Consider the following 13,715-nt stretch of genomic DNA (forward strand, 5'->3'; position numbering starts at 1 on the left):
GGTCAGGACGACGCGGGGGTGGGGTCACCCGCGACGGCCTGCTCGACCGTCGGATAGGTGTGCAGCACCTCGACGAGGCCACTGACCTCAAGGATGCGCAGCACGCCGCGCTGCGGGGCGGCCAGCCGGACCACGCCGCCGGCCTCGTCGCAGCTGTTCTTGGCCCGGACGAAGACCGACAACCCGGTCGAGTCGCAGAACGACACCTCGGCCAGGTCGAACACCAGCCGGCTGCGACCCTTGTCGAGCAGGTCGGTGATCTGGTCCTGCAGCTGCGGTGCGGTCGCCATGTCGAGTTCGCCCGCGACCGACACGACGACCACGTCGCCGCGCTGTTCCGTGTGCACCGTCAGGGACATTCAGACCTCCTGTTATCGGTGGAACGGTATCCCACGAACGGGGGGACACGCAGAACGGGAGCGGTTCCGGTGGGAGCGATCATTCCTTTGCCGCGCGGCAACTACCGGGTCTGCCACCGGTGATAGAGTCCGGCCGGCCCAGCTCACAGGAGGTAACCATGGCGTTGACCGCAGACGGGGGCGACCGGCTCGTCGGGCTGCTGAGTGGGCACGGTGAGCGGGTCGTGCAACGGTGGACCGAACTCGTCGCCGCCTCGCTGCGCGGTCGGCTGAGCCAGGCCGAGCTGCGCCTACAGGTGCAGGAACTGCACGCTAGCATGATCAACGCGGGTGGCGCGGGCCTGGCCGACCTCCAGACGCCCGCGGCGGGCGAGCTGCGGGCGGTGCTCGCCGACCTGTCCCGTAGCCGGGCCCGGCAGAGCTTCACCGCCACCGAGACCGCGATCAGCATCTACGCCCTCAAGGACGTCCTGGTCGAGCTGGCCGAGACCGACGGCGTCGAGCTGTCGCTGCGGGACGTCCTGGACTTCACCGGGCTGGTCGACCGGATGGGACTGCTCACCTTCGAGACCTACGTGCAGACCCGCGAGGGGCTGATCGCCGACCAGGCCGAGCAGTTGCTCGAACTCTCCACCCCGGTGGTGAAGATCTGGGACGGCGTGGTCGCCGTGCCGCTGGTCGGCACCCTCGACTCGGCGCGCGCCCAGGTGGTGATGGAACGGCTGCTCCAGACCCTGGTCGACACCGGCTCGCCGTACGCGATCATCGACATCACCGGCGTGCCGGCGGTCGACACCCAGGTCGCCCAGCACATCCTCAAGACGGTGGTGGCCGCCCGGCTGATGGGCGCCGACTGCATCATCTCCGGTATCCGCCCGCAGATCGCACAGACCATCGTCGCCCTCGGCATCGAGTTCGGCGACATCGCCACCAAGGCGAGCCTGGCCGACGCCCTGCGGCACGTGCTGCGGCTCACCGGCGTCGAGACGTCCCGCCGGCACCCACGCCGGGAGGTGTGATGGAACGGGTGCCGATCCTGAAGATCGGCGACATCCTGCTGGTCTCCATCCAGATCGACATGTCCGACCAGACGGCGGTCACCCTCCAGGAGGACCTGGCCGAGCGGATCGTGGCGACCGGCTGCCACGGCGTCATCATCGACATCACCGCGCTGGACATCGTCGACTCGTTCGTCGGCCGGATGCTCTCCACCATCGCCTCGATCTCCAGGGTGCTCGACGCCGAGACGGTGGTCGTCGGGATGCGTCCCGCGGTCGCCATCACCCTCGTCGAGCTGGGCCTGTCGCTCAACGGCATCCGTACCGCGCTGAACGTGGAACGGGGCATGGAGCTGATCGCGGCGACCCGTGACGACGACCCCGGGTACGACGACCCCGAGGACGTCGAGTCCGGAACGGCGGCGACATCGCCATGACCGCTGGAGTCGACCTGGGCCCGAAGACCCAGGCGATCGGCAGCGACGAGGACGTCGTCCGGGTCCGCCAGCTGGTGCGTACCGTGGCGGTGGCGGCGAAGCTCTCCCTCGTCGACCAGACGAAACTGGTCACCGCCGCGAGTGAGCTGGCCCGCAACACCCTCATCTACGGTGGTGGCGGCACCGCCGAGGTGAGCGTCGTCGAGGACGGCCGGCGGCGCGGGGTGCGGATCGTCTTCGCCGACTCCGGGCCGGGCATCGCCGACCTGGACCTCGCCCTCACCGACGGTTACACCACCGGCGGCGGTCTCGGTCTCGGTCTGAGCGGCTCCCGCCGGCTGGTCGACGACTTCGACATCCAGACCGCCCCCGGCTCGGGCACCCGGATCACCGTGACCAAGTGGTCCCGATGAACCACGAGGTGGTCCCGGACGCGGGCCACTGGTACCGGGTGGAGAGCGGCGGCGCCGCCAGCACGGTGCGCCGCGCGGCGGAACGCCTCGGCGGGCAGCTCGGCCTCGGCGACAACCGGCTCGCCGAACTGGCCATCGTCGCCGCCGAGCTGACCAGCAACCTGGTCAAGCACGCCCAGGAGGGCGTCCTGCTGCTGCGGCCGGTGCGCACCGCCGACGCCGCCGGCGTGGAACTGGTCGCGGTCGACTCCGGCCCCGGCATGGCCGACCTGACCGTCTCCTCCCGCGACGGCCACTCCACCACCGGCACCCTGGGCATCGGACTGGGTGCCATCACCCGGCAGGCCAGCTGGTACGACGCCTGGTCCCGGCCGGGCCGTGGCACCGTGTTCGCGGTGCAGGTGTGGGCGAGGGAGGTCCGGGTCACCCCGGCCTGGGCGGCGGGGCTGACCCGGCCGATCACCGGCGAGCAGGTCAGCGGCGACAGCCACGCGGTGCGTACCGGGGACGGTCGGCACCAGGTGCTCGTCTGCGACGGCCTGGGGCACGGGCCGCTGGCCAACGTCGCCGCCGAGGCGGCCGTGGCCGCCTTCCGGGCCGCGCCGGACGGTCCGCCCGCCGTCGTGGTGACGCACCTGCACCGGGCGATGTCGCACACCCGGGGGGCCGCGTTGGCGGTGGCGGAGCTGGACCCGGCGGCGGGTCTGCTGCGCTACGCCGGCCTGGGCAACATCACCGGGACGGTGCTGGCCCCCGACGGCACCCGGCGGGGGCTGGTCTCGCTGCCCGGCATCGCCGGTCACCAGCGCCCGACGGTACGCGAGTACGACTACCCGTTCCCGCCCGGCGCGACGCTGGTGATGCAGAGCGACGGCGTGGTGGACAGGTGGCGCGCCGAGGACTATCCGGGGCTGGTCGGGCGGGCGCCGGTCGTCGTCGCGGCGACCCTGCTGCGTGACGCCGGGGTGCGCCGGGACGACGCCTGCGTGTTGGTCGCGAGAACGCCGTCGTGACCGCCCGCGAACCCCTGCTACGGATGGCGCTCCGGGTGGAACAGGACATCTTCGGCGTACGCCAGCGGGGCCGGGAGGTCGCCGCCGCGATCGGGCTGGAGCACCAGGACCAGGTCCGGTTCGCCACCGCCCTCAGCGAGGTGGCCCGGGACCTGCTGCGTGCGGTGGACGGCGCGGACGTCACGTTCTCCTACCTGCCGGAGCCGGACGGCCGGCGGCTGCTCAGCGTCGACCTCGCCCCGCTGCGCCCGTTGCCCGGCAACCGGTACGAGCCGCAGTCCGGCGCGGTGGCACGGTTGGTGGAGACCCTGGGGCTGGCGGACGTTCAGGGAGATACCGTCGTGAGGATGTCCCGACGTGTCCCGCCAGGCGCTGCGGCGCTGACTCCGCAGCGCCTGGCGGAGCTGCGCGCCGAACTGGGTGCCAGCGCGCCGGCCAGCGCCCTGGACGAGTTGGCCACCCAGAACGGGCAGCTCATCGCCGCCCTCGACGAGGTACGCCACCAGCGCGACGAGCTGGCCGTGCTGAACGCCGAGCTGGAGGAGACCAACCGGGGCGTGATGGCGCTCTACACCCAGCTCTCCGAGGAGCTGGAGGAGACCAACCGGGGTGTGGTGGCGCTCTACGCCGAGCTGGACGAGAAGTCGGCCCAGCTGCGTGCGGCGAGCGAGTCGAAGAGCCGGTTCCTGGCCAACGTCAGCCACGAGCTGCGGGCCCCGGTGACCGCGATCATCGGGCTGGGGCGGTTGCTGACCGACTCGGCGTCGGACCCGCTCACCGTCGAGCAGGCCCAGCAGGTCGAGCTGATCCGGTCCTCGGCCGCCGACCTGCTCTCCCTGGTCAACGACCTGCTCGACCTGGCCAAGGCGGAGGCGGGCCGGATCGAGCCGGAGTGGGCGCAGGTCGACCTGCGGGCGGTCTTCGGGCAGCTGCGCGGGACCATGCGTGCACTCACCCTGCGTTCCGAGGTGGAGTTGGTGGTGGAGGAGCCGCCCCCGGGCACCGAACTCCGTTCGGACGAGGTGCTGCTGGCCCAGGTGCTGCGCAACCTGCTGCACAACGCGGTGAAGTTCACCGACCGGGGCGAGGTGCGGATGCGCGCCGAACGTATCGGCGACCGGGTCCGCGTCTGCGTCTCGGACACCGGGCCGGGCATCCCCGCCGAGCTGCACGAACGGGTCTTCGAGGAGTTCTACCAGATGCCCGGGACCAGCCGGCGCAGCGGCACCGGCCTCGGCCTGCCGTACGCGCGGCGGTTGGTGACGCTGCTCGGTGGCGCCCTGGAGCTGGCCAGCGAGCCGGGCCGGGGCAGCAGCTTCACGGTGGACCTGCCCGTGGCGGGAGTGTGAGGTGGCCAGCGCCCCGGCGACGATCCTGGTGGTCGACGACAGTCCCACCAAGCGCTACCTGCTGGTGAGCTGGCTGACCCGGGCGGGTTTCACCGTGCGGGAGGCGGAGAACGGCACCGAGGCGCTGGCCCGGGTCGGGGTGGACCCGATCGACCTGGTGGTCCTCGACGTCCGGCTGCCGGATCTGAGCGGTTTCGAGGTCTGCGAGCGGATCAAGGCGGACCATCCGGCGATCCCGGTGATCCACGTGTCCGCGCACGCGGTCGACGTGGTGGACCGCGCCCAGGGGTTGACCCGGGGCGCGGACGCGTACCTGGCCGAGCCGATCGAGCCGGAGGAACTGGTCGCCACCGCGCACGCGGTGCTGCGCTACTACCAGGCGCGTCAGCGGGCGGAACTGCTCGCCGAGCGGCTCACCGGGCTGGCCGACACCACCGTGGCGGTGCACGCCGCGTCGACCTTCGCCCGCCTGTTGCAGGAGGCGGCGGCGGGTGCGGCGCAGATCTTCCGCAGTCCGGCGGCGGTGGTCGCGGAGACCTTCGACGGGGACTGCCTGGCCGGGGTCGCCGCCGGTCCGGGTGCGGTGGCGGAGATCGTGCCGTGGGTGGTCGACGACACCGGGGTGCCGACCGGCGCGACCGTCCGGGTGGACGTCCCCGACGGATGGGGGCTGGTGCGGTGGCCGGCCGACGACACGGTGACCGTGGCCGCCGCCAAGCTGCGGGAGGACCGTGCCCCGGTGTACGTGGTGGTACCCACCGCCACCCAGACCGCGCGGACGCCGGTGCTGGTGCAGCTCGCCCAAGCGGTCGCCTCGGCGGTGGAGGCGCAGCGCTCCTACGACGAGGAGCACCGGATCGCGGTCACCCTCCAGCGGAGCCTGCTGCCCCGGCGGCTGCCCGAGGTGGCCGGCCTCGACCTGGCGGTGCGGTACGAGCCGGCCAGCGCGCAGACCGAGGTGGGCGGGGACTTCTACGAGCTGGTGATGCTCGACGGGCACCTGCTGGTGGCGATCGGCGACGTCGCGGGCCACTCGCTGCACGCGGCGACGGTGATGGCCGAGCTGCGGCACGCGATGCGGGCGTACGCGGTGGAGGGGCACCAGCCGGGGGTGATCGTGGACCGGCTCAACGTGCTGATGCGCACGCTGCTGCGCAACGAGCTGGCGACCCTGTGCATCCTGCTGCTGCACCCGTCGACGGGCCGGATCAGGCTGGCCAGCGCCGGGCACCTGCCGGCGTTGGTGACGGCCGACGGCCGGGTGGAGTTCGTCCAGCAGTCGGCCCCGCTGCTCGGGGTACGCGCGGAGCGCCCCGAGGACCTGGAGTTCACCCTGCCGGCCGGGGCGACCCTGGTGCTCTACACCGACGGGCTGATCGAGCGGCGGGACACCACCATCGACGACGGCCTGGCCGCGCTGGCGGCCTGCGCGACGGTGGTCGACGACGACCTGGACGGCTTCTGCCAGCGGCTGCTGGTCGAGCTGGCCCCGCCGGAGATCCACGACGACGTCGCGGTGGTGGCGGTCCGCCGCCGCTGAGGGTGTCCTCGTGCACCAAGGTCACCCCCGGATCTCTGCCAACTGCCTTCGACTGGCACCGCCGACCCTCCGCACTCCTCGGGCCGCCGTCCGGGTGCCAGGGGTGGGCGGGAGTCAGCGCAGGGAGCGGGCGTAGCCGGTGGGGGTGCGGCCGGTGACGGCGGCGAAGTCGCGGGCCAGATGGGCCTGGTCGCTGTAGCCGAGGTCGGCGGCCAGGGTGGCCCAGTCGGGCACCCCGGCGGCGGCCTGTTCGATCGCCTCCAGGAGGCGGTACCGGCGGATCACCCACTTGGGCCCGACACCGACGTGGTCCAGGAAGAGCCGCTGCAACCGTCGCACGGACAGGCCGTACCGGCGGGCGAGGTCGTCGACCCGCAGCACGCTGCGGTCGGTGCGGATCGCCTCGGCCAGAGCGATCGCCTCGGTCGTTGCCGGGTCGGGCTGCGGCGCGAAGCCGAGCAGGAACGCGTCCAGCGCGCGACGACGCTCGTCGTCCGTACCGTCGCAGCGGGGTGACGCCGGGGCGGACCCGGCGGCGGCCGGGTCGGTGCCGAGCGGGACGTGCCGGTCGGTGAGGCCGGCGACCGGGCGACGCCAGAAGGGGCGGAAGCCGCCGGGGCGGAACTGGATGCCGCTGACCGTCCCGGTGCCGGCCAGGGTGACGGTGAACAGGGTCCGGCCGACCCCGGCCACCTCGGCGGTCTCCGGACCGGCGGTGTCGCGGCGGAACACCACGTTGACCGCCGGGTGCGGCACCACCCGCTGCGTGAACGGCGTGGTCAGCGCCCAGTCGACCAGCCAGTAGTGCTCCACCCAGGGGCGCAGCGCGGGGTCCGGCAGGTGCCGCCGGAACCGCAGCTCCCGGCGGAGCCGGGCCGGATCGAGGATGCCCCGGTGATCCCCGCGTGGCTGTCGCATTCGTTCAAGACCACCTTCATACGCTGGCCGTATGGCAACGAAGACTAGTGAGCTGCTGGGCGTCGCCGTCCCGCGGACCGTGGCGTTGGTCCGGGCGACCGGCGACGACCAGCTCGACCTGCCCACCCCGTGCGCGGACTACACCGTCGGGGGCCTGATCAACCACGTGTACGACGTGGCGGTGAACTTCCAGCGCCTCGCCGCCGGGCAGGAGACGGACTGGTCGGTCAGGACCGACCACGTGGCCGGGCCGGGCTGGCGGGACCGGTTCGCCGTCGAGGCCGACCGGCTCGTCGCCGCCTGGGAGGACCCGGCCAGCGAGGCGGGCGTCGCGCCGGCGATGGGGCTGCCCCGGTCGACGATCGGCCTGATGGGGGTGGTGGACCTGGTGGTGCACGGATGGGACCTGGCGCGGGCCACCGGCCAGCCGTACGAGCCGACGCCGGAGATCGTCGGGGCGCTGCACCGGTTCATGGACGAGATGGGGCCGACGGGCCGGCAGATGGGGGCGTTCGGGCCGGAGGTGCCGGTCGACGCGGACGGGACGGAGCTGGACCGGTTGCTCGGTCGTACCGGCCGGGACCCGGCCTGGGCGTGCTGACCCCACCGCCGGTCCGGCTCCGGCCCTGGGTGGCGTCAGCCGCGACGTCGCCGAGGGGGAGAGCGCCGCCCTGCCCCTGCTCCTCGCCGGCACGGGGCGGCGAGGAGATCCGCACCGGCTGACCGTGGCCAGCCGGTGCGCGACGACGGTGGTCAGGCCCGGCTCAGCCGGTCGAGGATCCAGGCGTTGATGAACGCCTCCTCGCGCCAGGCGTCGTACCGGCCACTGGGGCCGCCGTGGCCGGCACCCATCTCGGTCTTGAGCAGGTAGTCGCCCTGCGGGGCCACCGCCCGCAGCCGGGCGATCCACTTGGCCGGCTCGTGGTAGAGCACCCGGGTGTCGTTGAGGCTGGTCACCGCCAGGATCGCGGGATAGTCGACGGGCGCGACGTTCTCGTACGGGGTGTACGACTTCATGTAGGCGTACACCTCCGGGTCAGCGAGCGGGTTGCCCCACTCCTCCCACTCGGTGACCGTCAACGGCAGCGACGGGTCGAGGATCGAGGTGAGCGCGTCAACGAAGGGCACCTGCGCGACGATCCCGGTGAACGCGTCGGGGGCGAGGTTGGCCACCGCGCCCATCAGCAGGCCACCGGCCGAGGCGCCCCGGGCGACCAGCCGGTCGGCCGCCGTCCACCCGGACTTCACCAGGTGCCGGGCGCAGGCGACGAAGTCGGTGAAGGTGTTTTTCTTGGCCAGCAGCTTGCCCTCGTCGTACCAGCGGCGGCCCAGTTCACCGCCGCCCCGGATGTGCGCCACGGCGAACACCACACCCCGGTCGAGCAGGCTGAGCCGGGCGATCGAGAACCACGGGTCCATGCTGGCCTCGTACGAGCCGTACCCGTAGATCACGGCGGGGGCGGAGCCGTCGCGCGGGGTGTCCCGGCGACAGACCAGCGAGATCGGCACCCGGGTGCCGTCGTCGGCGAGCGCCCACTCGCGGTGCTGCTCGTAGTCGTCCGGGTCGTACGCGCGGCCGTCCGGCCCGGGGAGCACCGGCTTGCGGCGGCGCAGCGTCAGCTTCCGGGTGACCAGGTCGTAGTCGTAGACCGAGTCGGGGGTGACCAGCGAGGTGTAGCGGAAGCGGAGCTGCCGGGTGCGGTATTCCGGGTTGGCGTCCAGGCCGACACTGTGGATCGGCTCGGGGAACTCGATGTCGTGGGCGTCGCCGCCGCCGACGGGGAGCACCCGCAGCCCGGTCAGGCCGTTGCTGCGCAGCGAGACGACCAGGTGGTCGGCGAACGCGTCGACCGACTCCAGCCGGGTGCCGGGGCTGTGTGGGATCAGCGGCACCCAGTCGCCTGGCGCGTCCGCCGAGGTGTACGCCAGCGCGAAGTCCTCCGCGCCGTCGTTGTGCAGGATCAGGAAGCGGTGCCCGTGGTGCTCGACGCTGTATTCGACGCCCTGCCGGCGGGGGGCGATCACCGCCGGCTCACCTGTCGGGTTGTCGGCCGGGATCACCCGTACCTCGCTGGTGACCTTGCTGGTGCTGTCGATCAGCACGAACCGCTCGGAGCGGGTCAGCTCGACGCCCACCCAGAACCGCTCGTCCTCCTCGACGTGCACCACCACGTCCTCACCCGACGGGGTGCCGACGGTGTGCCGCCACACCCGGTTGGGCCGCCACGCCTCGTCGACGGTGATGTAGAACAGCACGCTGGCGTCGGCCGACCAGGCGGTGCCGTAGAAGGTGTCGGGTACCTCGTCGCCGAGCAGCTCGCCGGTACTCAGGTCCTTGATCCGCAGGGTGAAGCGCTCGTCGCCGGAATGGTCGGTCGAGTAGGCCAGCCAGCGCCCGTCGGGGCTGACGTCGAACGCGCCGAGGGAGAAGAAGTCGTGCCCTTCGGCGAGCTGGTTGCCGTCGAGCAGCACCTCCTCGCCGTCGAGCGGGGCGCCGTCCGCGCTGACCGGCGGGTCGGTCTCGCCGTCGCGGACGGGGCGGCGGCAGTGCACGCCGTACTGCTGGCCCTCGACGGTGCGGGTGTAGTACCAGTGGCCGCCCTTGCGGGTGGGCACCGACAGGTCGGTCTCCTGGGTGCGCTGCCGGGTCTCGGCGAACAGCGTGCCGCGCAACGCTTCCAGGTGCGCGGTGCGCTGCTCCGTGTAGGTGTTCTCGGCGGTGAGGTGGGCGATGGTCGCCGGGTCGTCCTTGGCGGCCAGCCAGGCGTACTCGTCGACGACGGTGTCGCCGTGGTGGGTGCGCTCCGCGTGGACCTGTCGGGCGACGGGCGGGGTGGTCTCGGTGGTCACGGCGTCACGTTACCGGCCCGTCGCGCTCCGCCGCGCGGTCGAACCACCACGCGCCGCTTTAGAACATGTGTACGATGACTGCCATGTCGACGCCAGCGGGTTCGATCGGTGCAACGGAGATCACCCGGCGGCTGGCCGGGATCTGCGGTCCCTCCTTCGCCCGGTTCGCGGGCGCGGCCGACGAGGTCGCCGGCCGGATCGCCCGGTGGGTGGCCGTCCCCGGCGGGCCCCGGGCAGCGGCCGAGGTGCTGCGGCTCGCCGCCCGGCACGATCTGTCGGTGGTCCCCCGGGGCGCCGGCACGAAGATCGACTGGGGTGCGGCGCCGGCCCGGGTCGACATCATGCTCGACACCGGCCGGCTCGCCGGGGTCGGCCACCGGCCGGCGGCCTCCCCGGTCGTCGAGGTCGGTGCCGGCACCCCGCTGCGGGCCGTGCAGGCCACCCTGGAACGCTCCGGCCGCCGGCTGGCCCTCGACCCGCCGTCACCCGGGGCCACCCTCGGCGGGGTGCTCGCCGCCGACGAGTCCGGCCCGCTGCGGCACCGGCACGGCACCGCCGGCGAGCAGCTCGTCGGCCTGCGCTGGCTGGACGCCGACGGTGAGCTGGTCAGCGCCGGGCGCAGCGCGGCCGAGCTGTCCGGCGCGGCCCCACCGGTCGGCCTCGACCTGGGCCGGCTGCTCTGCGGCTCGCAGGGCGGGCTGGGCGTGCTCGTCTCGGCGACGCTGCGCGCCTACGCCCTGCCGCCGGGCCGGGTCTGGGTGACCCGGCCGGTGTGGAGCCCGTTGGAGGTGCACGACCTGGTCCGGGCGGTGCTCGCGGCCGGCCTCGATCCGGCGGCCGTCGAGCTGGACCTGCCGGCCGCCGGGTCGCCGCCACGTCCGGCCGCCGCCCCGACGTCGGGGGCGCCGTCGGGGCCGGGCGGTCGCCCGATGTCGGCCGCCGAGGCGTCGGCCCGCGCCAACCATCCCGCGATGGCCGGCCGCCGGGCCACCCCGCCGCCTCCCCGGGGCAGCGCCGGTGAGCTGGCCGTCCTGCTGGAGGGCGGCCGGTCCGAGGTGGCCGAGCGGGCCGACCGCCTGCTGGCCCTGCTCGGTGCCACGGCCAGCCTCGCCCCGGACGCCCCGGCCTGGTGGCGGCGTTACCCGTTCGCACCGGGCGACACCGCACTCCGGGTCGAGGCCCCGGCCGCCGATCTGCACGCCGCCGTCTACGCGCTGCGCGACGCCGCCGGCACCCCGCTGTCGGTGCGCGGTTCCGCCGGGCTGGGCGTGGTGCACGCCGCGCTGCCCGGGTCGCTCCCGGTCGACCGGGTGGCCGGCATCCTCGCCGCCGTCCGTGGGGTGCTCCTCACCCGCCGGGGCCGGTGCGTGGTGGTCGCCGCGCCCCCGGCGGTGCGTCGTGAGGTCGACGTGTGGGGTGAGGCGGCGGTGATCCCCCGGCTGCGCGAGGCGAAGGAACACCTCGACCCGCACCGCCGGCTCGCCCCCGGCCGCCTCCCCGGTGGCCTCTGACCGCCAGCGGCGCGCCCGGCGCTCAGAGGGCGTCGTTGCGCAGCACCAGGATGGCGATGTCGTCGCGGGGCGACTCGACCGAGAAGTTGATCGCGGTGGACCGCAACCGGGCCGCGACCACGTCGGCGGAGTAGCCGGCCAGCGGGGCGGCGGCCTCCCGGAGCCGCTCGGTGCCGAAGAGTTCCCGGCCGCGCCGCCGCTCGGTCACCCCGTCGGTATAGAAGATCAGCGCGTCGCCCGGCGCGAGCACGATCTCCGCCGCCGGGGAGGTGATCGAGTCGAGCAGACCGAGCGCCGTGCCCCCGATGCCGACGAAGTTGGCCCCACCGGCCCCGTGCAGCAGCACCGGCCGGTCGTGCCCGGCCAGGTGCAGCGAGACGTCGAGCCGGTCGCCGTCACCCGGCCCGACCGCCGCCAGGGCCAGCGTGCAGTACCGCCCGCCACCCCGCTCGACAAGCGTGTCGTTGAGCCGGGCCAACGCCTCGGGCAGCGGCTTGCCGTCCCCGACCAGCACCCGGATCACGTCCCGGACCAGTCCGGTCACCGCCGCCGCCTGTACGCCCTTGCCGGACACGTCGCCGACCACCACCAGCCAGCGCCCGTCCGGCAGCGGCACCACGTCGTAGAAGTCGCCGCCGACCTCGGCCTCGTCGCCGGTCGGGACGTACTCGGCGGCGAAACCGATGCGCTCGACGACCGGGAGCACGGGTGGCAGCAACGACTGCTGGAGGGTCTGCGCCACCCGACGCCGTTCGGCGTGGATGCGGGCGTTCTCGATGGCGAGGCCGGCCCGCCGAGCGACGTCCTCCAACACCGCGACCTCGTCCGGGTCGTGCCGGTGCCGTTGGTGCCGCCCCACGGCCAGGGTGCCGAGGCGCTGGCTGCGGGCGACCAGCGGCACGGCGAAGCCCTCCATCGGCCCGCCGAGCGGCACCTGCGACCCGGTCCGCGACGCCTCCCGCAGCCGGGCCTGGACCGAGTCCGGCCCGGACTCCTCCAGCACCTTGTGCAGTTGGGGCAGGACGGACTCGTCGGCGTGGCTGGACGCGGCCAGCCTGAGCCGACCCCACTCGTCGGTGGTGTGCACCGCGCACCACTGGCCGAGCCGGGGCACCACCAGCTGCGGGATCAGCGCCATGGTCAGGTCGACGTCGAGCGACTGGGCGAGCAGCTCGCTGGCCTCGGCGAGGAAGGTCAGCCAGGCCGAGCGGCGGACGTCGGCCCGGCGCAGCCTGTCGTTCTCCAGGTGCAGGGCGAGCCGTTCGGCGGCGAGGACGGCCAACGGCCTGGCGTACGCCGACGGTGCCGCGTCCAGCTCCAGTTCCCCGACGTACGGCCGGTGCACGGCCAGCGGCACCTGCAACAGTTCGTTGCCGGGGCGGGGCTGCCGGCCGTACCGGGCCAGTACCTGCGGGCCCTCCCCCTCGCCCCGGTCCAGCCTGATCACCCCGCCGGCCGCGCCCACCATCTCGGCGACCCGGGTGAGCAGGTCGGTGGCGAACTCGGTGAGCGGTTCGTCGGCGTACGGGTCGGGGCTGGTCTGGGTGAGTTCGCTCATCGCGGCGGCGCTCGGCGCGGTGGTCGCCGGTTCGCTGTCGGCCTGCCCGGGTGGCGGGTACGGGGAGCGCGGCGCGTCGCCGTGGTCGCCGTGCCGGTCGAGCCGGAACCACACCCCCTTGCCCGTGGGCAGGTAGGTGGTGCCCCAGCGGCTGGCGAAGTGGTCGACCAGGAGCAGTCCCCGCCCCCGCGCGGAGACCTCGCCGATCTGGTCGGTGTCGTTGCGGATGCCGACGACCAGCTCGTCGACCGGCCCGGCGGCGAAGTCGGAGACGGTGACGGTGAGGCCGATCTGGTCGGCGACGACCTCGATGTCCAGTTCGGTGCGGGCGTGTTCGACGGCGTTGGTGGAGAGTTCGGTGGTCAGCAGCAGCGCCTCGTTGAGCAGTTCGTCGAGGTCGGCTTCGGCGAGCACGGAGCGGACCACGGCGCGGGCGGCGGCCGGGGTGCGGTTGTCGGCGGGCAGCCGGACGCGCCGGACGTGCTCGTCCCGTCCCGCGTCTGTCCCGGCCCCCGGCTCCGCTGACACCCCCGTATCCTCTACCGCCACCGGCCGGGTGCCAAGCCGTACCACGTACCGTCACACCCGCCGCACCGATCCGTCGGTGGCGGTCACCCTCCGCCAGCGGGTCGGCGGGACCCGTCAGGTGGCGGTGCGGGGCGGGGTCGGCGGGCGGCGTCAGGGACCGCATCGTGCGCGGCGGGGCGGCGGCCCGCGTCGTCGCTGGGCACGTCGTATCCGGGGGTCCGGCGGCGACCCGGGCACAATG

Annotated in this window: 12 protein-coding genes; 8 read left to right on the forward strand and 4 right to left on the reverse strand. The window is 73.9% G+C overall.

Going from position 1 to position 13,715, the window contains the following annotated elements; translation table 11 throughout:
• Positions 1 to 2 precede the first annotated feature (2 nt).
• Entirely contained in the window at positions 3 to 359 is a 357-nt protein-coding gene (locus tag Q2K16_RS22430; RefSeq protein ID WP_088642031.1) for an STAS domain-containing protein, read from the reverse strand.
• A gap of 158 nt (positions 360 to 517) precedes the next feature.
• Between Q2K16_RS22430 and Q2K16_RS22435 the strand changes: the two genes are divergently transcribed.
• The 6 genes from Q2K16_RS22435 to Q2K16_RS22460 are packed head-to-tail and all read left to right on the forward strand — an operon-like array spanning position 518 to position 6,109.
• Positions 518 to 1,378: an STAS domain-containing protein gene (locus Q2K16_RS22435; protein ID WP_302739926.1), complete on the forward strand. Its 861-nt coding sequence runs from the start codon at positions 518 to 520 to the stop codon at positions 1,376 to 1,378.
• The gene (locus Q2K16_RS22440) at positions 1,378 to 1,794 is read left to right on the forward strand and encodes an STAS domain-containing protein (RefSeq protein ID WP_302739927.1); all 417 of its coding nucleotides are present in this window, start codon (positions 1,378 to 1,380) and stop codon (positions 1,792 to 1,794) included. The genes Q2K16_RS22435 and Q2K16_RS22440 overlap by 1 nt, the downstream gene beginning before the upstream one ends.
• Positions 1,791 to 2,207, forward strand: a complete 417-nt coding sequence (locus Q2K16_RS22445) for an anti-sigma regulatory factor (protein WP_302739928.1) — start codon at positions 1,791 to 1,793, stop codon at positions 2,205 to 2,207. Before Q2K16_RS22440 ends, Q2K16_RS22445 begins: the two co-directional genes overlap by 4 nt.
• On the forward strand, positions 2,204 to 3,220 hold the full coding sequence (locus Q2K16_RS22450; RefSeq protein WP_302739930.1) for a SpoIIE family protein phosphatase: 1,017 nt from the start codon (positions 2,204 to 2,206) through the stop codon (positions 3,218 to 3,220). Before Q2K16_RS22445 ends, Q2K16_RS22450 begins: the two co-directional genes overlap by 4 nt.
• A gap of 23 nt (positions 3,221 to 3,243) precedes the next feature.
• A complete protein-coding gene (locus Q2K16_RS22455; RefSeq protein ID WP_302746579.1) occupies positions 3,244 to 4,569 on the forward strand; it encodes an ATP-binding protein in 1,326 nt (441 codons plus the stop codon).
• 1 nt (position 4,570) lies between these two features.
• On the forward strand, positions 4,571 to 6,109 hold the full coding sequence (locus tag Q2K16_RS22460; protein WP_302739931.1) for a SpoIIE family protein phosphatase: 1,539 nt from the start codon (positions 4,571 to 4,573) through the stop codon (positions 6,107 to 6,109).
• Positions 6,110 to 6,223: 114 nt separating this feature from the next.
• Here the strand turns inward: Q2K16_RS22460 and Q2K16_RS22465 are convergent, their stop codons facing one another.
• Complete coding sequence (locus tag Q2K16_RS22465; RefSeq protein WP_302739933.1) at positions 6,224 to 7,027, reverse strand: helix-turn-helix domain-containing protein; 804 nt, start codon at positions 7,025 to 7,027, stop codon at positions 6,224 to 6,226.
• A gap of 31 nt (positions 7,028 to 7,058) precedes the next feature.
• Between Q2K16_RS22465 and Q2K16_RS22470 the strand changes: the two genes are divergently transcribed.
• The gene (locus tag Q2K16_RS22470) at positions 7,059 to 7,628 is read left to right on the forward strand and encodes a TIGR03086 family metal-binding protein (protein WP_302739934.1); all 570 of its coding nucleotides are present in this window, start codon (positions 7,059 to 7,061) and stop codon (positions 7,626 to 7,628) included.
• Between the two features lie 152 nt (positions 7,629 to 7,780).
• Here the strand turns inward: Q2K16_RS22470 and Q2K16_RS22475 are convergent, their stop codons facing one another.
• Positions 7,781 to 9,877: a S9 family peptidase gene (locus tag Q2K16_RS22475; RefSeq protein WP_302739935.1), complete on the reverse strand. Its 2,097-nt coding sequence runs from the start codon at positions 9,875 to 9,877 to the stop codon at positions 7,781 to 7,783.
• Between the two features lie 74 nt (positions 9,878 to 9,951).
• Here Q2K16_RS22475 and Q2K16_RS22480 point away from each other — a divergent pair, with 74 nt between their 5' ends.
• Positions 9,952 to 11,388, forward strand: coding sequence for an FAD-binding oxidoreductase (locus tag Q2K16_RS22480; RefSeq protein WP_302739936.1), 1,437 nt, complete (start codon positions 9,952 to 9,954; stop codon positions 11,386 to 11,388).
• A gap of 22 nt (positions 11,389 to 11,410) precedes the next feature.
• Here the strand turns inward: Q2K16_RS22480 and Q2K16_RS22485 are convergent, their stop codons facing one another.
• Positions 11,411 to 13,474: a SpoIIE family protein phosphatase gene (locus Q2K16_RS22485; protein ID WP_302739937.1), complete on the reverse strand. Its 2,064-nt coding sequence runs from the start codon at positions 13,472 to 13,474 to the stop codon at positions 11,411 to 11,413.
• Positions 13,475 to 13,715 lie beyond the last annotated feature (241 nt).

Source organism: Micromonospora cynarisoli (genome assembly GCF_030518815.1).
Classification (GTDB): Bacteria; Actinomycetota; Actinomycetes; order Mycobacteriales; family Micromonosporaceae; genus Micromonospora; species Micromonospora wenchangensis.